This window comes from Formosa undariae (assembly GCF_042427615.1).
GTDB classification, from domain to species: Bacteria; Bacteroidota; Bacteroidia; order Flavobacteriales; family Flavobacteriaceae; genus Formosa; species Formosa undariae.
Window position 1 is genome coordinate 511,111 of sequence record NZ_JBHMEZ010000011.1, and the last position, 21,689, is coordinate 532,799.

The following is a 21,689-nucleotide window of genomic DNA, read 5'->3' on the forward strand; positions in this document are numbered from 1 at the left end:
TATTTTAAGTTGTGCTATAATTATTTATCTATCACGTTTTTTATCAAATGCATAGGTTATGGTTTCGACATAAAATTATTTGTCGATAAAAACTATCACTCAAAAGTTAATAACACTATCCAATGCATCATCTGCATCCCTATGGATGAAGTTGGCCTGATAATTTATGGTGGTTTTCAAATCACTATGTCTGTATAGCTTTTGAAGCATTAAAGGGTGGATAGAATCCCCGGCAATATTACCAAAACTATGTCTTGCAATATGGTTTGATAGATTTTTTTCAATCTCGCACATCGTTGCAATTCGCTTTAAATATTTATTGAACAGTTTAGTGGCGTTTCTTGTTTTTTTAAAAATTTCTTCTTCATTCGAAACATTTACCTCTTTAAGAAATGGGAAGACATATCCATTATTATGATGTCTCTCTTTTTTATAAAAATTTAGAATTTCAGAAGCTTTATCAGGAATTTTAAGACTAACTGGTTTTTCATTTTTGTCCATAGTGTAGAGTAATCTGCTGTCTTTGAAGTCAGACCACCTCAATTTAACGGCATCTGATATTCTAATACCTGCAAAATAGAAAGCTGTAAGCCATACATTTTTAGTATGCCATATTGAGGTATATGGTTCTAATCTTAAAAGCTCTATCTGTTCAACTTCAGAGACAGTCAAACCTATTTTATGACTGTTCCCAATGCGTATTTTTTCTTTTTCCCCACCGAAAGGGTAGAATTTAGCATCAACTATTCCATCCTTTATAGCTTTATTAAATAGGGTGCGAATAAAAATAAGTTGATTTGTGATAGTACGAGATTTTTGATTAAGATATACGGAACAAAAATCTTTGTATTTGTCCAAGAATGATTCTGTTATATCTTGAAACTTTAAAGACTTATTCTTCTTAAAATACGTAACGGAATCCATAAATGAATGCTCGCCTTTACGCCCTTTACTGACACGCTGCTTTCTGCGTTCAAATATACCCTTTACGGCTAAATCTTTTTCTAATGAAATATTCAAGTTTAAAAACTCTTCCAAGTTATAAAGAATGGATAATTCAGATTTCGCAACTGAAAATACCTCACGTTCATATTTACGTTTGACTCTATCTGCGGCAAAAACAAAAAATGATTTAGAGCCACCAGCACCATTTAATTTTTGCTTAACCTGTTTCGGTGTGATATTTTCTTTTGAATCAAAATAAATGTCATTTGTTTCGGTAAGTTTTTTTAAGAGAAAATTGTTAAGCTTTTTTGCATTAGGGTGCGTTCTTTTTACCCTTCCTGTGTTTTTGTCCCAATCTTTTTCAAGAACATATTGTCCTAACCATTTATAGTTGGTTTTGTAATTTTCACTAATACGTATAGCAAGAGGGATAGTGTTATCCTTTCTCATCATATTCTTTCGCAAAACTATCTTAATACTTGCCATAATCTTTTACCTTTGATTACAAAGATAATAAAAATATAAAAATGTTAGTACAGAATAAGTACAGAATAGTTTGATTTTGATTGTATGTAAATTACATCAATAATTATGTAAAGTGATGTATTTCATATATTTTAATATATTCTGATACATTTTAAAACACATTACCTTTAAGCTCATAACCCGAAGGTCACTGGTTCGAGTCCAGTTCCCGCTACTAAGTTTACAAGGCTTCACAGAAATGTGAGGCCTTTTTTTATGACTTTTATACAACATAGGTACAGTGTTTTACTTTTTGTGTACTGTTATCTACTATTGATTATTACCAAAACAAACCACAGAGTGTATATTGATCCAACTCAAGTCTCATTGGTTTTAAATTTTTGTACACATAATTATGTAAGCTTGTCTATATATTCCAGTGTTATTAATTTAGGAAAAGAGGGTTATAGACTCATATACAAGTGGTGAAAGAATTATGTCTATAGTTATTGCAACTTATAGTTCGTTTCTATGAATGGAACACCTGTTCTATTAAATAAAGTTTGTGCTTTAACTTTTAAATACAGTGCTCTAATAATGGTTCATGACTGTCATGCGATTGATTATATAATGAAAACATGATGTGGAGCTCTCCAGCATCATATGTTAATGGATTCGAGTAGTAATTACTTTTAATATTTAAATCTAAATAATCAAGAGCTTCCAAAAAGGATAATATGAGATCTTCTTCTTCTTCTTCTTCTTCTTCTTCTTTTCTGAGTTATTAATACGAAAATTCATCTAACAGAGGTTTTAAAGGCATAATTATAATGATATGGGCAGACTACAGCCTTAAGGAGCATCTAATTCTATACGATTAACCTTAATGCCCTTAAATCTTATTTTTCGCGGGAATAATGTAAATAAGCAGCAGTAAGTATGTAACATATGTTTAATTCATCCTTATCTTTTTGTTTTATAAAAACGAAGAATACGTTATTCTAAAATGCATTGTTGAAATAATTGAATGTATAAATGACAATAAAAGCTCAATTAATTCTTTAAGGACTTTCTAATTTTGAAAAAACAAAAATCACATGTTGTTGAAAAATACCAAAATATCAATTTCAGAGAAAATAGGTTATGCTTTAGGTGATGGGGCTGCAAATATTGCTTGGAGAGGTGTTGCTACTTTTTTATTCATATTTTATACAGATGTGTTTGGTTTAAGTCCAGTAACAGTAGGTGTCTTGTTTTTGGTAGCACGTTTTAGCGATGGGATTAGCGATGTCTTAATGGGAATTATAGGGGATAGAACAACATCTAAATATGGTAAATTTCGTTCTTGGATTTTATGGACAGCCATTCCACTGGGTGTCATTTTATCGCTATTATTTACAACTCCCGATTTAAGCGATTCTGGTAAAATAGCATATGCATATATTACTTATATACTTTTTACATTAATATATACAGCCAATAATATTCCTTATGGCGCGCTTATGGCGGTTATGACAGGCGATGATAAAGAGCGGACATCTTTAGGGTCTTATAGAATGGTAGGGGCTTTTGCTGGAGGTATGTTTGTACAAGGTGCACTCTTATTTTTAGTTATTTATTTTGGAAATGTAAATCCAGATATCATACTTAATAAAATAGAAGATAAAACGTTTCGTGTTTCGGTATCTGTTCCTCGCAGTGTAGAAAACGTAAATATTAAAACTGAAAATGGTATTGCGATGTTCTCTTGGGCAGATGGCCCTCAAAAAGTGCAAGACTCTATAGCATCTGTTAAAAAAAGTTTTTCAGTCGAAGCTAATAAAAATTACGAATTTATTGTAACGGGAGAAAACGATTTAACAGCAGAATCTTTTTCAATTATAGACCAAAAACGAGGGTATAGTAATTCTATATACTTCATGTCTGTATTCTTAACCTTGTTTATGTTTATCACCTTCTACACAACTAAAGAAAGAGTTCACCCTCCCAAGGCACAAAAAAATAATTTAAAACAAGACTTTAAAAATTTACTTAAAAATAAGCCATGGTTAATTTTATTAGGAGTTGGGCTTCTATTCAATATTTATAATTCCATAAAACAGGGTATTGTCATTATTTATTTTTCACATTATTTGAATAATCAAATACTAGCAGCTTCATTCTTAATCGGACTCATGTTTGCTTCTATTGCAGGCGCTATGATTACTGCGCCTTTAGGAAAACGATTTGGAAAAAAGAGTGTATTTATTACGGCCTTACTGTTTTCTGGAGGGGTTAACGCTTTACTGTTTTTTTGCGGACCAGGAGATATAGAAATTATTTTCTTTTTAGGGATGCTCTCCGAATTAGCATCGGCCATTTTTGCCACATTATTTTTTGTTATGCTGGCAGATGTTGCTGATTATTCTGAGTTTAAAAACACGAGACGTGCTACTGGACTTATATATTCGGCAGGATCGTTTGCAACCAAATTTGGAGGTGGTATCGCAGGAGCCATTATCGGTTTTGTTCTAGGTGCTTTTAATTACAATGGGCAAGATGCTGTGTCTATTCAAGGCGCAATACCAGGTATTATTATGTTAATGAGTTGGATTCCATTAATCATCGCTTTAATCGCTGCGGGTTTGATGTTGTTATACCCATTAACACAAGCTAAAATTAACGAGATCACTCTAGAATTACAGTCAAGAAGACTGAAGGAGTAAACTATTAAAATTAAATTTTCACTATATGAAATACGGACATTTTGATGATGAAAACAGAGAATATGTAATTACAAATCCAAAAACACCTTACCCATGGATTAATTACCTCGGAAATGAAGATTTCTTCTCTTTAACATCAAACACTGCAGGTGGCTATACTTTTTATAAGGATGCCAAATTTAGAAGATTAACACGTTATAGATATAATAATGTCCCTATTGATGATGGTGGTAAATATTTTTATATAAAAGACGAAGATACGACTTGGTGTCCAGGATGGAAACCGGTAAAAACCGAGTTAGATAGTTACGAATGCCGACACGGTATGAGTTATACTAAATTTAAAAGTTCTAAGAATGGTGTTCAAGCAGAAGTGCTTCAGTTTATACCACTCGGTTTTTGGGGTGAAATTCAAAAAGTAAGTATTAAGAACACCTCTTCAAAAGTAAAAAAGCTGAAATTATTCTCTTTCATTGAATGGTGCTTATGGAATGCCGAAGATGATATGACAAACTTTCAACGAAACTTTAATACAGGTGAAGTAGAAATTGAAGACGCCGTAATTTACCATAAAACGGAGTTTAAAGAACGACGAAACCACTATGCATTTTATTCGGTGAATTCAAAAATTAATGGTTTTGATACCGATAGAGAATCATTTTTAGGATTATATAATGGTTTTGATGCTCCCGATGTGGTTGCAGAAGGGAGATCTAAAAATACGGAAGCTCACGGTTGGTCTCCGGTGGCTTCTCATTACATAGAAGTAGAACTTCAACCTAACGAAGAGAAGGACTATGTTTTTATGCTCGGTTATGTTGAAGTTGAAGAAGATAATAAATGGGAAAGCAAATCTGTAATCAATAAAAAGCCTGCAAAGGACATGATTGCAAAATTTGATACGGTTGATAAAGTAACAACTGCATTTAATGAACTAAGTGCCTATTGGGATAATTTATTAGGGAAAATTAATATTCAATCTGGTGAACAAAAGCTAGATAGAATGGTTAATATCTGGAACCAATACCAATGTATGGTGACGTTTAATATGTCACGTTCTGCTTCGTTTTTTGAGTCGGGAATTGGTCGTGGTATGGGGTTTAGAGACTCTAATCAGGATTTAATTGGCTTTGTACATCAAATTCCAGAGCGAGCCCGTGAACGTATAGTTGATATTGCTTCCACACAGTTTGAAGATGGTTCTTGTTATCACCAATATCAACCTCTAACAAAAAAAGGAAATGCCATTTTAGGAGGGAATTTTAATGACGATCCGCTATGGCTAATCCTTTCAACTACGGAATATATTAAAGAAACAGGCGATTTTTCTTTGTTAGATGAGCTCGTGCCTTTTGATAATGATATGTCAAGAGCAAAACCACATTTCGATCATTTAAAAGCCTCTTTTTATCATGTGGTTAATAATTTAGGACCACATAACTTACCATTAATAGGAAGAGCCGATTGGAATGATTGTTTGAATTTAAACTGTTTTTCTAAAGATCCTAATGAATCGTTTCAAACCACAGGAAACAAAAAAGATGGAAAGGCAGAAAGTTTAATGATAGCAGGTCTTTTTGTAGTCTATGGAAAAGAATATGTGAAATTATGTCATCAAATAGGTAAAACTACGGAAGCTGATAACGCACAAATTCATATAGATAATATGATTGAAGCTGTGAAAAAAGACGGTTGGGATGGCGATTGGTATTTGCGTGCCTATGATTATTATGGGAATAAAGTAGGAACACATGAGAATGAGGAAGGTAAAATTTTTATAGAATCGCAAGGTTGGTGTACCATGGCCGAAATTGGTAAGGAAGACGGTCTGGTTGAAAAATCTTTAAATGCTGTAAAAGAACATTTAGATTCAGATTATGGTATTGTTTTAAATAGTCCTGCATTTTCAAAATATTATATTGAATATGGTGAAATATCGACTTATCCAAAAGGATATAAAGAAAACGGAGGGGTGTTTTGCCACAATAATCCGTGGATAATGATTGGTGAAACCATGATAGGTCGTGGTGACGAAGCGTATGATTACTACTCTAAAATAGCACCTAGTTTTTTAGAAGATATTTCAGAATTACATAAAGTCGAGCCTTATGTGTATTGCCAAATGATTGCTGGTAAAGAAGCTTTTAAACCCGGTGAAGCTAAAAACTCTTGGTTGTCTGGTACAGCATCTTGGAATTTTTATGCCATAACACAATATATTTTGGGTATAAAACCCGATTATAATGGACTTTCAATAAACCCATGTATTCCAAAAAAATGGGATGGTTTTAAAATGAAAAGAGTGTTTAGAGGAGTTACTTATAATATAGAAGTTACAAATCCGGATCATGTAAGTAAAGGCATAAAACAAATTCTAGTAAATGGTAATGTTATAAACACATCCATTATTCCAATCCAAGAAGAAGGGCAAAACCACCGTATAACAGTAGTTATGGGTTAAAATTGTTTATTCTTATTGTTTTAAAGCTTCGATACTATGTATTGAAGCTTTTTTTATAGAAGTCTTTTTGTACCTATAAATTCATTTCGAAATTCTTTAGGCGTACATTTTTTTGCTTTTTTAAATAATCTGTTAAAGTTGGCAATATTGTTAAATCCACATTTAAAACTTATTTCTCCAATACTTTGGTCTGTTTCTAAAAGCCATCTACTAGCAAAACTAATTCTAGTATCATTAATGTAAGAAATAAACGTTTTTCCAGTTCTCTTTTTTATAAATCTATTGAATGAAACGGGACTCATATTTACCAATTCAGAGATTTCTGCTAACGTAATTGTTCTACTAAAATTTTGTTGAATGTATTCGTAAACCTTTTTAATTTTATCGCTATTATGAAAATCAATATGTTCTGTACAAGAATTAGATAGTAATCTTTGTTCTTCAGACTTAGCCAATTCATCTAATATAGAAATAAACTCTAAATAATATCTAATACCAATTATTTTTGGAAGCGTCATTAGCCTTGGCATAATGTTCACTGTGGTTTCTCTTGAAAATAAGATACCATGTTTAGATCTATTAAACATATCTTTTATAGGCTTAAAAATTTTACGAGATAAGGTTTTTTCATTCAACAAATCATCATGAATGTGCATTGTGATTTCGTAAATTTCTTTGCATTTACATTCATGCAGCTCCCAACCGTGCACGATATTGGGACCTACGAGTACTAATTCTAAATCGTCAATGTTTTCTACACTATCTCCAATAATTCTTCTAACGCCCTTTCCTCTATAAATAAAATTTAGTTCGTATTCTGGATGAAAATGTATAGGGAAATCAAAATCATCCTTTATTCTTTCTTCTACCAAAAAACTATCCTCGGGTATTAATCTGGTAATTTCTCTGTGCGCATTTTTAATCATATTGATTTATTTTTAATATATGCGTAATAAATATATTAATAGATGTAATAAATATACTAATAAATGATAATTTAATATTAACAACTATTTAACAAGTGATGTAGCTTTGTGAAGGGTCATACCTATTCTAAATATACAAAATGTATTATTAACACTAACTAAACTAAATATTTATGAAAATTCTAATTTTAAGAAATATTTTTTTTCTTTTCTTTTTTTCTTTCTGCACCTATGTGCAAGCGCAAAAAATTACAGGAACAGTATCTGATGTAAATGGGCCATTGCCAGGTGCATCAATTCTTGTAATGGGAACGAACAATGGTACAACCACAGATTTTGATGGTAAATTTACCTTAGAGGAATTAGCTACTGACGCTATACTTAAAGTCAGTTATGTCGGTTACACAGCAAAAGAAGTGATGGTAAATAACCAGACCATCATTAACATTACTTTAGCCGAAGATGCCAGTCTATTAGATGAAGTTATTGTTGTAGGATATGGTACTCAAAAGAAAAGCTTAGTAACCGGGGCTATTTCTAGTATAAAAGCAGACGATATTCAAAACAACGGTTCGACACGAGTAGAACAAGCTATGCAAGGAAAAGTATCCGGTATCTCCGTTTTAAGTAATTCGGGGTCTCCTGGATCGGCATCAAAAATTAGAATTAGAGGTACAGGTTCCAATGGGAACTCAGATCCTATTTATATCGTAGATGGTATGAAAACAAGTAGTATTGATAACATTGATAGCGGAGATGTTCAATCTATAGAAATTTTAAAAGATGCAGCATCTTCAGCAATTTATGGAACAGAAGGTGCAAACGGGGTTGTTCTTATAACCACAAAATCTGGTAATAATTACGATAAACCAGTAATGTCATACAACACACAATTTGGTTTTCAATCAGAGCGTACACAAATAAAACTAATGGATGAATCGCAATACAGAACGTATTTAAATGAGGCTGGAATTCAGAATATTCCATCAAATGGTATTAATACAAACTGGTTAAATGAAGTATTTGAAACGGCTTGGGTCGAAAAACATCACTTAAGTTTTGCAGGAGGTTCAGAGAAATCTAGCTATTTGCTTTCTGGTTCTTATACAAATCAAGATGGTATAGTTGGAGGTGATCGGGCAAATTTCAAACGTTATACCGCCAGATTAAACTCTAAACATAAAATTAACGATTGGTTAGAAGTTGGTAACAATCTTTCGTATTCTAATACGAGTAGAGACGTGATTAGTGAAGATGATGAATACAGAAGTATTTTAAATAATGCTTTATTAATGGATCCATTAACACCGGTCACTTATACAGATGGCGTTCCAACTAAAGTAACCGATTTGGTTGATCGTGGTTTAACTATCCTGTCCGATGATAAAGGTGACTATTATGGTTTACCCGAGTATGTTACAGGAGAAATTGCAAACCCTGTAGCTATGTTGTCTATTCAAAACAGAAATATTAAAACAGATAAAATATTAGGTACATTTTTTGCAAATGTAACGCCTTTTGAAGGTTTGGTATTAACTTCAAGATTAGGGATAGATGTAAACTATTCTATCGATCATAATTGGGATCCAGTTTATTATGTTTCAGCAGAAAGACAAAATTCATTAGCAACTATAGATGACAACATTACCAAAACAAGTTCTTGGTTATGGGAGAATTTTGCAACGTATACCAACGATTATAAAAAACACAATTATACCATATTATTAGGTACAACTGCAGAGAGATATCAATCTCCTAATTTCTACTTATTCTCTGGGCCTATGCCTAAAGAAGGTGATAATTATGCGTATCATGATTATTCTCAAGATGACGATCTGGATAAGACAGGTGGGAGTTATGTAGAAAGAAAGAAAAGATCGGTGTTTGGAAGATTCTCGTATTCATACGATGATAGATACCTTTTAGAAGGGACCTTACGTTACGATGAGTCAAGTGCGTTTTCAGATGCAAACAAAGGGGCTTATTTTCCTTCAATATCTGCAGGTTGGGTCATGTCTAATGAAAATTTCTGGGGAGAAGATTCTAAAGTAAATTATTTTAAGTTTCGTGCAAGTTGGGGTCAAGTAGGTAGCGATCAAAATTTATATGGAAATGAAGATTTGCAATTCTACACCAGTGAAGGTATTAAAATTCCAGATGGTAACGGTGGGTTCTTATCTGGTTACGAGGCCGATGATCTTCCAAACCCAGACTTAACTTGGGAAACCTCTGAGCAATTAGACTTAGGTATCGATCTAAGAGCGTTTGATGGAAAGCTTACGTTTACAACAGATTATTACGATAAAAAAACAAAAGACTTAATTGTAAGTGGTAATGGTTTAATACCGTTGTCTGTAGGTCGTAATTTTGGTAGCTTTAATGGTGGTACTGTTTCTAACAAAGGTTTGGAGTTTGAACTGGGCTACAATAATAAAATAGGCGATTTTTCATATGGTGTAAACCTAAACTTATCTACACTTAAAAACGAAGTTACAGAATTGGCTGTAGATTCTCCAATAGACGGTGTAAATGTTAGAGGTTTTGATACGACGCGTTTCGAAGAAGGAGAACCAATCTGGTATTACAGAGGTTACAAAACCAATGGTATAGATGAAACTACAGGAGAAGTTATTATTGTAGATGTGGATGGTAGTGGAGATATTACCGCTAATGATATTACAAATATTGGTGATCCTCACCCAGATCTTTTATACGGTGGTCAAATAAACTTAGGGTATAAAAATTGGGATTTTAATATTAATTTCCAAGGTGTACACGGTAATGAAATATATATGTTATGGAACAGAACAGATAGACCATATTCTAACAAACCTTCATTTTTATATGATGAAAGATGGACTGGTGCAGGAAGTAATGCATCTTACCCAAAAGCAGATGTTAGTAGTGATTACTTATACAGAAGTGATTTAATGGTTGGAGATGGTTCTTACATGAGAATTAAACAAATTCAATTAGGATATTCACTGCCTTCATATCTATTAGAAAAAATGAAAATAGATCGCTTACGCCTTTCTTTATCTGTTGAAGACTATTTTACGATCACAAATTACGAAGGCTTAGATCCTGAAGCTGGAAGTACGAACAATTCAGGTCAAGGTATTGATAGAGGTGTATACCCAATACCAGGGAAAATAATTTTCGGTTTATCTGTAAACCTATAATCTTAATTTAAATCATTAAAAAATGAAAAAGTATATAAAAATTATAACACTAGGTATTCTAATACTTTTTAATTATACCTCATGTAGCAGTGATTTTACAGAAGTAGAACCTATAGGAAAGGTTAATGAAGTCGATTTTCTGTCTACAGATGAAGAAGCAGAATCTGTAATATATGGTATTTACGATCTTATGGCATGGAATTATAACAGAGATTGGAATAGTGCCTTTTTTATAAAAGTATTACCAGGAGATATTGCAAATGCAGGAAGTACTATAGGAGATCAACCCGCATTACAACAACTAGACGATTTTCAATATGTGGCCGATAATCCAGTAATTACAGGTGTTTGGGAAGGGTATTATAAAACAATAGGTTTAGCTAATGTTTTAATCGAAAAACTAGAAGTTTCAGAGCTAAGTACAAAAGATAAATTTATTGCTGAAGCTAAATTTTTACGAGCGTATAGTTATTTAGAATTAGTCACTCTATACGGTGGTGTGCCTTTAAGAATTTCAACGCCCACATCTATTAATGAATTTGCTTTAGCAAGATCGACTAAAAGTGAAGTCTATGTGCAAATTGAAAATGATTTAGCAGATGCAATTAACGGCTTACCTGCTAGATCTGCAATAGCACAACCTTTTAGAATTTCAAAGGAAGCTGCCGAAGCAGTATTGGGAAAAGTCTATTTGTTTCAAGAAAAATATGATTTAGCAGCCATAGAATTTGAAAAAGTAATTTCATCTCAAGCTTTTGATTTGGAACCAGATTTTGCAGATGTTTGGAGCTCTAGTTCCGAAAACGGTATGGAATCTTTAATAGAGTTAACATATGTAAGTACCGAAGCTTATAGCTGGGGAAATTTCCCTTGGGGAGGTCGTCCAGAAAGTAATATTCATGCACAATTAATGGGGCCTAGAGGAGATGTTTTTGATGTTGCTGCTATTGGAGTCGCAAACGGATGGGGATTCAATCTACCTACATCTAAAATAGGTACTGCGTTTGATGCTGCAGGCGATGTAACTCGTAAGAATGCAACATTAATTTCTGAAGCCGATTTAGTAGCTTCAGGTGGTAATGTTTATCCTCCAGATACAGGAATTCATGATTACGAAGGTTATGTGAGATTAAAATACACAACAAGACCTGAAGATACTGCTGGCCCAACAACGGAGTTGAATTTTGGAATTAACTGGAGACTCTTAAGATATGCAGACGTGTTATTAATGGCTGCTGAATCGTACAATAAAAACAATGAAGACTCTAAAGCTTTAATTGAATTAAATAAAGTTAGAAGCAGAGCAAATCTTACCGATGTTACTGCAACTGGAACTGCGCTTTTTGATGCTATTGTTAAGGAAAGAGAATTAGAATTAGCTTTTGAAGGTCAACGTTTTTGGGATTTAATACGTTGGGGATTAGCAGAAACTGAACTTTCAAGTTTAGGTTACACCTCTAAAAATGAAGTTTTCCCAATTCCTGCCAATGAAATAAGTAGAAATACATTGATTAATCAGGAAGATCAGAACCCTGGATATTAATTAAAAATTAGTAATTAGTTTTGTTTAGAGAAGGGGCAGTGGTTTAATTTAAACGCTGCCTTTTGTTTTCTTTTAAGAATTAAATTATAGATAATATGTGTAGAAATAAAAAAAACACTTTTTTCAGTATCGTTATAATCTTCTGTAGTATAACGATGTTACATGCTCAAAAAGCAAGTGATGAAAAAATAGAAATAAAAATTGATAGTATTCTAGCGTTATTAACAACAGAAGAAAAAGTGGCCATGTGCCATGCGCAATCCAAATTTAGCACGCCTGGTGTAGAACGCATAGGGATTCCTGAATTGTGGATGTCCGATGGTCCTCACGGTGTACGAAGTGAACTTAATTGGGATAATTGGGAGTATGCAAATTGGACCAATGATTCCATCACAGCCTTTCCTGCCTTAACATGTTTGGCAGCGACATTTAACCCAGAATTATCTAAAGATTATGGAGTAAATGTTGGTGAAGAAGCGCGTTATCGTAAAAAAGATGTGTTATTGGGACCAGGAGTAAATATGTATCGTACACCGCTTAATGGTAGAAATTTTGAATATATGGGAGAAGACCCGTACTTAGCCTCAATAATGGTAGTGCCATATATTCAGGGTGTACAACAAAATGGAGTCGCCGCGTGTGTAAAACATTATGCTTTAAATAATCAAGAATTATGGAGAGATCATATAAATGTTGAAGTGAGTGATCGCGCGTTACATGAAATTTATTTACCTGCTTTTAAAGCTGCTGTTGAAAAAGGAAACGTATGGTCTATTATGGGAGCATACAATCAATTTAGAGGACAGTATTGTTGCCATAACCAATTACTCCTTAATAAAATTTTGAAAGACGATTGGCAATTTGATGGAGTTGTAATTACAGATTGGGGTGGTGCTCACGATACTAAAGAAGCCATTTTTAATGGTTTAGATATAGAAATGGGTACCGGAACCGATGGTTTAACGACAAGTACCAAAAATGCTTATGATAGTTATTATTTAGCCAACCCGTTTTTAAAACTTTTAAAAAATAAGGAAGTTAGTGAAGACTATTTAGATGATAAAGTTAAACGGATTTTACGTTTAATGCTTAGAACAAGTATGAATCCAAATAAATCATTTGGACGCATAAATAATATAGAACATTTAAATGTAGCAAGAGAAGTCGCTACAGAAGGTATTGTATTATTAAAAAATGAAAATAATTTTTTCCCTATCAGTCCAACTAAAAAATTAACAATAGCCGTGATTGGTGAAAATGCAACAAAAAGCATGACACTTGGTGGAGGCTCTTCAGAATTAAAAGCAAAATCAGAAATAAGTCCGCTTCAAGGCATTAAAGCACGTTTTAAAAACGCGACTATAATTCATGCGTTAGGTTATGCGTCTGGACCTTCTGCATACGGACGCGTCATTCCTTCAGAATTAGATGCTAAAAAGCTTCAACAAGAAGCAATCGAGGCCGCTTCAGAAGCAGATGTTGTTTTGTTTGTTGGCGGATTAAATAAAAATCATTTTCAAGATTGTGAAGGTGCAGATAGACAAAGTTATGAATTGCCTTTTAATCAAAATGAGCTATTAAATAACCTTCTAAAAGTAAATAATAACCTGGGTGTTATTTTAATTAGTGGTAACGCTGTAGAAATGCCTTGGTTGCCAAAAGTAAAAGGACTTATGCAGGCTTGGTATTTGGGTAGTGAAGCAGGACATGCTATCGCAGATGTTGTTAGTGGCGATGCAAATCCGTCGGGGAAATTACCGTTTTCGTTTCCTAAAAAGTTAGAAGATAATGCGGCACATGCGTTTGGAGAACTATCTTATCCGGGCGATAGTATAAACCAATATTATAAAGAAGACATATTAGTTGGTTACCGTTGGCACGATACTAAAAAAATTGAACCTCAATTTGCCTTTGGTGAAGGACTATCGTATACGTCGTTTAAAATGAGTAATATAAACACTGATAAAAAAACGTATGCTAAAACTGATGAGATCATAGTATCAGGTAACGTTTCTAATATAGGAAATGTAGATGGTAAAGAAGTTGTGCAGGTTTATGTAGGTAAACCAAAATCTAAAGTCAAAAGAGCTTTAAAAGAGTTGAAAGGATTTCAGAAAATTAATGTTGAAAAAGGAGCGAGTAAAGATTTTACGATCACAATAAACCCAAGCGATTTAGCCTTTTACGATGAAACGATCTCTGATTGGAGTTTAGAAAAAGGAGATTATATCATTTATGTTGGAAATGCATCAAATAGTGTCTCTTCAACTATTAAAATACGTATGAATTAATGCAGTGCATTATAATTTAAAAGAATGAGTAAACCATATTACAAACGATTAGTAATATGGATTATTGGCGATATTAAAGTTGCTCAAATGTGGGGTTTCAAAAGTATACTGGAAGTGTTTTAAAAACATTAAAGGAATGATTTTTGGACCATTAAAAATGGTTAAATCCCAATTGAATGACTTGAAATAGATGTGTTAATAGCCGAATTGCGGGGAGTTGGATATATCATGGACAATGATTTTAAACAACTCCCTAAAATTCAAATTTCAGTAATTAGTTTAAAAGAACCGAAAAAGTTTTTAGTCTTCAAATATATTTTTATTCGATTCTCAATTAGCTGACTTCAAAACAATTACGAACTCATGGCATTAATTAATCTATTTAGACTTAATACCTTAACTGTTTCAAAATTATTGGTATTTATACAGCCTCCGAATACTCAGCAACTTCAGAATTAATGGTATCCCTAATGCTGCTGTCAAGTATTTGTCTTATCCCGAAATATAGCAATAGCTCAAAAATAAATTCACGCTGCTAATAGATATACCATATTAGTTGTTTTGTAGTCTAAAGATAAATGAAAGGGTATGTCGTTGAATACATTAATTACTGTAGCTAATAAGCTGCTTAAACAATATTTTGGCATTGCGATATCAGGCAGACCGGATGCTGACACTTGCGTTTCTGTATGGCTTAAATAATTAAAAAAATAGAATAAAAAAAGCTTACAAAATCAACGACTTGAATTTGTAAGCTCAATGTAATAGTATCTAATAGTTTTGAAGAAATGAACTTGGTTTTTACCTCTGTTCTTTGTTGGGGTGCGTTATATATTATTCAGCGGAAATGTTATTCCAACTGCAAAAGCTCCAGCATACTGTTCAACAGACGGTTGTATATAATAAGCAAATCCTAAATCAACATTATTATTTTTCCCTAATTCAAGTCCAAATGAAAATGGAACATGGTAAATAATTCCACTTTTGTCAATATTATCAAATGCGGTTAATGTTTCAAATTTTCCAATTGAAGTTCCAATTCCAATTTCAACGTATGGTGCCACCCAAGGAATTGGCGCACGAACTCTTACTTTTCCTCCAAGTAAAAAGGCTTTTGTTTCCCCTTTTTCATCAGTGGGATTACCATTAAGGTCTTCTCCATTAGAACTAGTAAATATAAAACCTGCATATGGTCTGAATTCAATCCAAGATTTTACTTTTAGGACTAATTCTCCTTGAGCAAAAAAACCACCGTCTACAACATCATCAACACTATTACTTGGTGCGCTCAGTCCATATCCAACTTGAGCATTTATTGATTTTTCTTTTATAAACTGTGCTTCAACTAAATTTGAAGTCAGCAGGATTATTAATAATATCAGAGTTTTTTTCATAATGTCTTGTCCTAAAATACGGCTACAGTTCAAGATTGCTTTTAGGCAGATAATTGATATACCATATATGGTGTTTTATAATCTAAAGATAAATGAAATGGTATGTCGTTGTATAGATTAATTACATTTTTTGTAACTCTTTAATGCTTGTAAACCCAATAGTGTATGTCGGGAACTTTATGAGCGCATAGTAAACAAAGGAAAGAGCAAGAAAGTGGCATTAATCGCAGTTTGTAATACCTTAATAAAACACCCATTTGCAATAGCAAAATTAGGGTTATTATATGATGATGCTCATAGAAGTACTTTAGTGAAAAGTTAATGAGTTTTTACCACAGTACTTTGTTCGGTATAGTTATTCTGCGCTTAATTTTTTAAATTTCGTTGATAAATCTATCAATTTGTCCAATAATAAAAAATTGTTTTTTTCCTCAAGCAATTCACTTTTAATTTTCCCTCTGCAAAAGTCCATAAATAGGTCAACGTTTTCCTCTTTTATCTCTAATACATCTGTCAATTTTTCATTATTAAACCCTTGTTCTAAAAAAAGTAATTTTAATTCAGAATATGTAATATAATTAGGTGTTATAGAAGACTTATTTTTTTTGTTTTTACTCAGAAGTTTGTTTGCACGTATAAAAATCTTTCTAAAATCTACATTCCCATTCGATGGCTGTTCATAAGCCTGCATATTATGGTCAAGATCATATAGTATTTGATTTTTAAAATTTGAATTAAATTGTTTCTCATCAAAAGAATAGTTACTTATTATTACTTCTTCAAGATTATTTATTTTTTGTTCTAATTGAATGGTGACCTCTTTGTTCAAATAATCGTTGGTAACTAAGATTTTTTTATCAATATGAAATGAGGAAGAAAATAATATAGTGTCATTTTCAATAGCCTCAATTGTAAAAAATCCATTAGCATCAGAAAATGATTCGAAATTCTTGGTAATATTGATAACACTTACGTATTCAAGTGTGCTTCCATCGTCATAAATAGTTCCGCTAATATTTTGAGCAAATAATGAACTTGGGATTGAAAGTAAAAAAAATAAAATCAATCTCATAGTTTCATTAATGTCTTGTCCTGAAATATATCAACAGCTCAAAATTGCTTTTAAGCAGATAATTGATATACCATATTTGGTGTTTTATAATCTAAAGATAAATGAAATGGTATGTCGTTGTATAAATTAATTACATTTTCTATAGCTCTTTTGATGCATATCCCTAATAGTGTATGTCGGGAACTTTATGAGCGTATAGTAGACAAAGGGAAAAGTAAAAGTTAGCATTAATAGCCGTATGTAATAAGCCCCTAAAACAGGCTTTTGCCATAGCCAAATCAGGATTAACCTATGATAATAATTATAGAAGTGTTTTAGTGGGAAATTAATGAGTTTTTACTTGTTTTTTACCACAGTACTTTGTTGGCAGCTGCCTTTTATTCTTTTTCAACAATTTCAGGTGTTATTACTTCTTTATTTTCCTCTTTGAAAAATTTCGATTCTTTTTTAAATGTTTTATATTCTTCAGTTTCTCTAAACTCTTTTAAAATTGGAAATTCCTCAAGTCTTTCAATATTTGTTTGATTAGTTTCAAGAACTATAGGTAGCATATTTAGTACCTTTTCTGTTTCTCCTCTTAAGGCAAATAATCCTAATTGGAATATTTCTTTTTTATCCGAAAAATCTGCTTTATTAATATCTTTCTCGATAGACTTATAATCATCCAATTCTTTTTTACATAACCAGTAGTTTATTTGTGCAATAACTTTATCAACAGGATTAATTTGAGCGTCTTTTAAAGAGAAAAAACACAATCCCTCGCAAATATCCCATCTTGAATGTATTAAGTTCTCATAGACAATATCTCCAAGTATTTCTCCTCTAGTTATATCTTCGGGATTTAACTTTTTCCAAAGTTCGGCACCAATTAATATAAAGGCTTTTTGAAGTTTACAAATTGCATTATCTAAATAAGATTTATTAACTGATAATTTATCATTAAGTGAAATACCTTTTCTTTGATTTTCAGAAACTTTTGACAGATAAATTGAATTTACAATACCTCCATTATGAACAAAAAGGTTTCTTCTTTGATATACTTCTATTAGTTCTTCTTTAATATCTTTTAGATAGCCTAACCCGAGAGATAATTCTGATTTTAAAAGGTTTATCCAGCTTTCAAAGTTACCTCTTAATATTTCATCAATTTTTACATCAATTAGATATTTTTCAGCGTCTTCAATTGTTCCAAATGTTTTTAATTCGGTTAAAGTCATTGTTCTTTTTTGTACACCAGCTGATTCAGGATGTTTATCATAATAGAAGTGTAATAATTGTGAAAAAAACCATTCAACAGAACTTAATGCCGAAATCAATGAGTTTGTATATAACAATTCAATATGCTCTTTGTTTTTTTGAGCATTTTCTAAATGTTTTGAAATCTCGTTATTTGAATTTGATATACTTATAGAAAAACCTTTTCCCTCTTGATTTTCTTTTTTGTCAAATTTTACTTCTGGTATCTCTTTATATTTTTTATCTAACTCTTTTTCTATTTTTTCTTGAAATTCAACAAATTTCTCTTTGTCTTCGTCTTCAATTTTTTCTCCATTACTTAAAACTTCTTTAAGCATTGCTGATAAAATAATTGGCTGAATATGTTTATCGTGTTCCTCAAATTTCTCGGTTAGAAAAGGGTCGATAAGTTCAACAAAATCGCGTAAACCGATTAAATTTTCGTTGAAATCTGTAATTTGTTTATTTAGCATTTGGTTGTTTTTTCAGGTTGCTGCCAACGTTGATGTATAAGGAAAGTTGCGTGTTTGTGTGCGAGGATTTTCCGAAGGAAAATCAGAAGCTAGCAAACGAGCAACTAACATTGGTAAAGCTAAAAATAGCAATTTTTCATATACGGTGTTGGCAATAGTTTTTTAATTCCATCCAATCCAATTTGTCCAATCCGTCACAAAAGAATCAATTTCAACGTCATTTTCATCATAAATCCGTATGAGTTCACTATCCTTTGTTTTAGATATTTTTTTAGACAGAATATCATTGTCAATTTTCCTATAACCATCGCAAGTATAAATTATACGGTCATTTGTAAAATAAATAGCATAATGCCCATTTTTATGTTCAAATCGGATTGGTTTTTCTTTTTTTATTTCGGTTTTTTTCGTTTTTCTGTACTCAAACCAACTAATACAGCTGTCATTATATTTGGCTACTTTTTCAGAGATGAAAATCAAAAGCAATACAGGAATTACAATCAATGAAATAGTTTTGGCAAAAGCAGTTCTAGTGTCAAAAGCAGATTCCCATATTGACTTTCTATTATTATTAGTCATTCTGTTTAAATTATTGCCAACGTTTTTGTGTATGGTTAGTTGGGGATTTTTTACCCGACCTTTTCAGTTTAGCACTGACCTTTGTTTTATTTACTACTTTTATTTAAACACCTATACCCCCAATTGCTTATAGCCTTTGTTGTAGGCAGTTTTTATTCTTTAAATTCAACATTGTATTCTTTCAAAATCCGATTGAATTTTTCCAAATCATTTTCTTCTTTCATTTTGGTGTGCACAAAGCTTAAAAGTGTTTCTGCATCTGATATTTTCTTTAAATTCTGGTTATCATACAAAATCATTGCAATTAAAGTGTTTCTCAAGGCAATTTCATTGTTGCCCAATATCAAGTTTGTTTTCCCACTTCCATAATATCCTTCGGGATTTTCAGGGTAAAATTTAATTAGATTCTCATAGTGCTTTTGTGCTTCCAATTCATTTTTTTTTATTGAATAAGCCGCAGCAATATTTAATAAAGCAAAATCGCCCTCTGGAAAAATTTCAAGAGACTTTTTATAGGTTTTGATTGCATTATCCAAATCATTATTCATTCGATAGGATACTCCCAAATGGTCATAAGCCATTACAAATTCCATGTCTTTTTTAATTGCCTTTTCGTATTGATCGATAGCCAATTCAAACTGTTTTTTATCTCGAAGTTGATTTCCTTTTTCAAAATATGCATTTGCTTTTTGATTTTCAGAAAGTCTATAAAATTCTTGCTTTTTCTGTTCTGAAACTTTTGTTCTTAACGCTGGACATTTTTCAATGACAAGATTTGAAACATCACTAAAAATTTTACGAATTCCCTCTACTGTGAATTGACTATTGTCTTTGTCGTTTGAGTCATTACTTTCAACTTCAATTTTAGATGAAATAATACATTTTTTTAAAAGGTCGTTTAAATTGACCGTTTCAGAATCTTCAGAAATACATTCACAAGATTTTTCAGCTATTTTTTCCTCGTATGTCTGTCCAAATAGGATTGTTGAAATAAAAAGAAAGACTAATGTTGTTAATTTATTCATTTGTTCGTGGATTTGTTCAAATGTCTTGTCCTAAAATATGGCTACAGCTCAAAATTGCTTTTAGGCAGATAATTGATATACCATATTTGGTGTTTTATAATCTAAAGATAAATGAAATGGTATGTCGTTGTATAGATTAATTACATTTTTTGCAGCTCTTATGATGCATATACCTAATAGTGTATGCAGGGAACTTTATGAGCGTATAGTAGCCAAAGGGAAAAGTAAAAAGTTAGCATTAATAGCCGTATGTAATAAGCCCCTAAAACAGGCTTTTGCCATAGCCAAATCAGGGTTATTATATGATAATAATTATAGACGTGTTTTAGTGGGAAATTAATGAGTTTTTACTTGTTTTTTACCACAGTACTTTGTTGTGCAACGTTTTATTTATATAATCTCTTTTCAAATTATTTCCAAAGTCAGTGAAATTATACTTTCGATAATCAGAATTGGTGCCGTGCTTATTGGTTATTTGAATAATATCAGTTCTTAAAAAATAATTCACATCGTTCATGTTTTCTTTAGTCACTTCAAACCAATCATCATTATTACTAGTATCAATTAATCTGTCCAAAACTTTTCTTTTGTTTTCGTCTTTTAGTATTAACGATATAATTTTTGAGTTATCATAGGTATTGTCATTATTAGAATCTATAACATCCTCGATTGTAATATCTTTTGAAGCTAATAATTCAGAAATTTTTTCTTCAAGTTTTGTAACCTCTCCTTGAGCTTTTAATTTCGCTGTTTTTTCTTCTTCTACTTTTGAGAAAAGTTGGTTTCTTTCAGCTTGTACTAATTGATAATCTTCCTTTAAAACAACGCTGCTTTTGTCGGTTATTTTATAAACCCAAGGTGTGAGTTTTTTTTCAAAAACATTTATAATTAATCTACTTAAATTTAGGAAGATATAGGTGGTAATAAGTACAGCAAACGTTATTCCAGCACATAATAATATGTTTTTGATGAAAGGAATTGTAGAAAAATAATTACTTAAATACTCTATTCTATCCTTTAAGTTTTTTGTCGGTTCAAAATTGAAAAATGTATAGATTAATTCCCAATTATGAATAATCCAAACTAATATTAAAGTACCAAAAAACGGATTAGTGGTTTTCTGTTTAATGTTTTCTTTAAATGAGAGAATTATATCTTTAATCATAGTTTTGGTTAATGTTGCACAACGTTGTTGTATAAGAATAGTTGCGGGTTTGTATGCGAGGATTTTCCTTCGGAAAATCAGATGTAGCAAACACGCAACGACCTTTATTTTAGCACTAAACCGCAATTATTTTTATACGGCTTAAGTTAGCATTTTAATAAAAAGCACTAAATTAAGACCTATAAAAAGAAAGCACAAAAGAGAGGAATAAGGTTAATTTATACGCA

13 protein-coding genes and 3 pseudogenes are annotated in these 21,689 nt (G+C 31.8%); 8 read left to right on the forward strand and 8 right to left on the reverse strand.

Features of this window, described 5'->3' with window-relative positions:
* Positions 1 to 99 precede the first annotated feature (99 nt).
* Positions 100 to 1,431, reverse strand: coding sequence for a tyrosine-type recombinase/integrase (locus ACFFVB_RS10855; protein WP_382382756.1), 1,332 nt, complete (start codon positions 1,429 to 1,431; stop codon positions 100 to 102).
* Between the two features lie 1,082 nt (positions 1,432 to 2,513).
* Between ACFFVB_RS10855 and ACFFVB_RS10860 the strand changes: the two genes are divergently transcribed.
* Positions 2,514 to 4,115, forward strand: a complete 1,602-nt coding sequence (locus tag ACFFVB_RS10860; RefSeq protein ID WP_382382758.1) for an MFS transporter — start codon at positions 2,514 to 2,516, stop codon at positions 4,113 to 4,115.
* 25 nt (positions 4,116 to 4,140) lie between these two features.
* On the forward strand, positions 4,141 to 6,576 hold the full coding sequence (locus ACFFVB_RS10865; protein WP_382382760.1) for a glycoside hydrolase family 94 protein: 2,436 nt from the start codon (positions 4,141 to 4,143) through the stop codon (positions 6,574 to 6,576).
* Positions 6,577 to 6,629: 53 nt separating this feature from the next.
* Here the strand turns inward: ACFFVB_RS10865 and ACFFVB_RS10870 are convergent, their stop codons facing one another.
* Entirely contained in the window at positions 6,630 to 7,502 is an 873-nt protein-coding gene (locus ACFFVB_RS10870; RefSeq protein ID WP_382382761.1) for an AraC family transcriptional regulator, read from the reverse strand.
* A gap of 173 nt (positions 7,503 to 7,675) precedes the next feature.
* Here ACFFVB_RS10870 and ACFFVB_RS10875 point away from each other — a divergent pair, with 173 nt between their 5' ends.
* From ACFFVB_RS10875 to ACFFVB_RS10885, 3 genes are all read left to right on the forward strand, one after another.
* A complete protein-coding gene (locus tag ACFFVB_RS10875; protein ID WP_382382762.1) occupies positions 7,676 to 10,684 on the forward strand; it encodes a SusC/RagA family TonB-linked outer membrane protein in 3,009 nt (1,002 codons plus the stop codon).
* 22 nt (positions 10,685 to 10,706) lie between these two features.
* Positions 10,707 to 12,227, forward strand: coding sequence for a RagB/SusD family nutrient uptake outer membrane protein (locus tag ACFFVB_RS10880; protein WP_382382763.1), 1,521 nt, complete (start codon positions 10,707 to 10,709; stop codon positions 12,225 to 12,227).
* A 155-nt stretch (positions 12,228 to 12,382) separates the two neighbouring features.
* Positions 12,383 to 14,518, forward strand: a complete 2,136-nt coding sequence (locus ACFFVB_RS10885) for a beta-glucosidase family protein (RefSeq protein ID WP_382382764.1) — start codon at positions 12,383 to 12,385, stop codon at positions 14,516 to 14,518.
* An 827-nt stretch (positions 14,519 to 15,345) separates the two neighbouring features.
* Here ACFFVB_RS10885 and ACFFVB_RS10890 read toward each other — a convergent pair.
* Complete coding sequence (locus ACFFVB_RS10890) at positions 15,346 to 15,912, reverse strand: hypothetical protein (protein WP_382382766.1); 567 nt, start codon at positions 15,910 to 15,912, stop codon at positions 15,346 to 15,348.
* Positions 15,913 to 16,051: 139 nt separating this feature from the next.
* On the opposite strand from ACFFVB_RS10890, the pseudogene ACFFVB_RS10895 reads away from it, so the two are divergent.
* Positions 16,052 to 16,234 (forward strand): annotated as a pseudogene (locus ACFFVB_RS10895) (IS110 family transposase); the annotation flags it as partial.
* A 33-nt stretch (positions 16,235 to 16,267) separates the two neighbouring features.
* Here the strand turns inward: ACFFVB_RS10895 and ACFFVB_RS10900 are convergent.
* The gene (locus tag ACFFVB_RS10900; RefSeq protein ID WP_382382768.1) at positions 16,268 to 16,984 is read right to left on the reverse strand and encodes a carboxypeptidase-like regulatory domain-containing protein; all 717 of its coding nucleotides are present in this window, start codon (positions 16,982 to 16,984) and stop codon (positions 16,268 to 16,270) included.
* Positions 16,985 to 17,149: 165 nt separating this feature from the next.
* Between ACFFVB_RS10900 and ACFFVB_RS10905 the strand changes: the two are divergent.
* A pseudogene (locus tag ACFFVB_RS10905) lies at positions 17,150 to 17,313 on the forward strand (IS110 family transposase); the annotation flags it as partial.
* 48 nt (positions 17,314 to 17,361) lie between these two features.
* Here ACFFVB_RS10905 and ACFFVB_RS10910 read toward each other — a convergent pair.
* From ACFFVB_RS10910 to ACFFVB_RS10920, 3 genes are all read right to left on the reverse strand, one after another.
* Positions 17,362 to 18,693, reverse strand: coding sequence for a hypothetical protein (locus tag ACFFVB_RS10910; RefSeq protein WP_382382769.1), 1,332 nt, complete (start codon positions 18,691 to 18,693; stop codon positions 17,362 to 17,364).
* A gap of 162 nt (positions 18,694 to 18,855) precedes the next feature.
* The gene (locus ACFFVB_RS10915) at positions 18,856 to 19,272 is read right to left on the reverse strand and encodes a hypothetical protein (protein ID WP_382382771.1); all 417 of its coding nucleotides are present in this window, start codon (positions 19,270 to 19,272) and stop codon (positions 18,856 to 18,858) included.
* A 152-nt stretch (positions 19,273 to 19,424) separates the two neighbouring features.
* Complete coding sequence (locus ACFFVB_RS10920) at positions 19,425 to 20,297, reverse strand: tetratricopeptide repeat protein (protein WP_382382773.1); 873 nt, start codon at positions 20,295 to 20,297, stop codon at positions 19,425 to 19,427.
* Between the two features lie 175 nt (positions 20,298 to 20,472).
* Between ACFFVB_RS10920 and ACFFVB_RS10925 the strand changes: the two are divergent.
* Positions 20,473 to 20,637, forward strand: a pseudogene (locus ACFFVB_RS10925) (IS110 family transposase); the annotation flags it as partial.
* Between the two features lie 18 nt (positions 20,638 to 20,655).
* Here the strand turns inward: ACFFVB_RS10925 and ACFFVB_RS10930 are convergent.
* A complete protein-coding gene (locus ACFFVB_RS10930; RefSeq protein WP_382382775.1) occupies positions 20,656 to 21,462 on the reverse strand; it encodes a hypothetical protein in 807 nt (268 codons plus the stop codon).
* Positions 21,463 to 21,689: the final 227 nt, after the last annotated feature.

Bases quoted from the DNA above. Each gene is read 5' to 3' on its own strand.
- ACFFVB_RS10920 (WP_382382773.1), bottom strand. From the start codon at position 20,297: ATGAATAAATTAACAACATTAGTCTTTCTTTTTATTTCAACAATCCTA.
- ACFFVB_RS10930 (WP_382382775.1), bottom strand. From the start codon at position 21,462: ATGATTAAAGATATAATTCTCTCATTTAAAGAAAACATTAAACAGAAA.
- ACFFVB_RS10855 (WP_382382756.1), bottom strand. From the start codon at position 1,431: ATGGCAAGTATTAAGATAGTTTTGCGAAAGAATATGATGAGAAAGGAT.
- ACFFVB_RS10910 (WP_382382769.1), bottom strand. From the start codon at position 18,693: ATGCTAAATAAACAAATTACAGATTTCAACGAAAATTTAATCGGTTTA.
- ACFFVB_RS10915 (WP_382382771.1), bottom strand. From the start codon at position 19,272: ATGACTAATAATAATAGAAAGTCAATATGGGAATCTGCTTTTGACACT.
- ACFFVB_RS10870 (WP_382382761.1), bottom strand. From the start codon at position 7,502: ATGATTAAAAATGCGCACAGAGAAATTACCAGATTAATACCCGAGGAT.
- ACFFVB_RS10885 (WP_382382764.1), top strand. From the start codon at position 12,383: ATGTTACATGCTCAAAAAGCAAGTGATGAAAAAATAGAAATAAAAATT.
- ACFFVB_RS10865 (WP_382382760.1), top strand. From the start codon at position 4,141: ATGAAATACGGACATTTTGATGATGAAAACAGAGAATATGTAATTACA.
- ACFFVB_RS10890 (WP_382382766.1), bottom strand. From the start codon at position 15,912: ATGAAAAAAACTCTGATATTATTAATAATCCTGCTGACTTCAAATTTA.
- ACFFVB_RS10875 (WP_382382762.1), top strand. From the start codon at position 7,676: ATGAAAATTCTAATTTTAAGAAATATTTTTTTTCTTTTCTTTTTTTCT.
- ACFFVB_RS10900 (WP_382382768.1), bottom strand. From the start codon at position 16,984: ATGAGATTGATTTTATTTTTTTTACTTTCAATCCCAAGTTCATTATTT.
- ACFFVB_RS10880 (WP_382382763.1), top strand. From the start codon at position 10,707: ATGAAAAAGTATATAAAAATTATAACACTAGGTATTCTAATACTTTTT.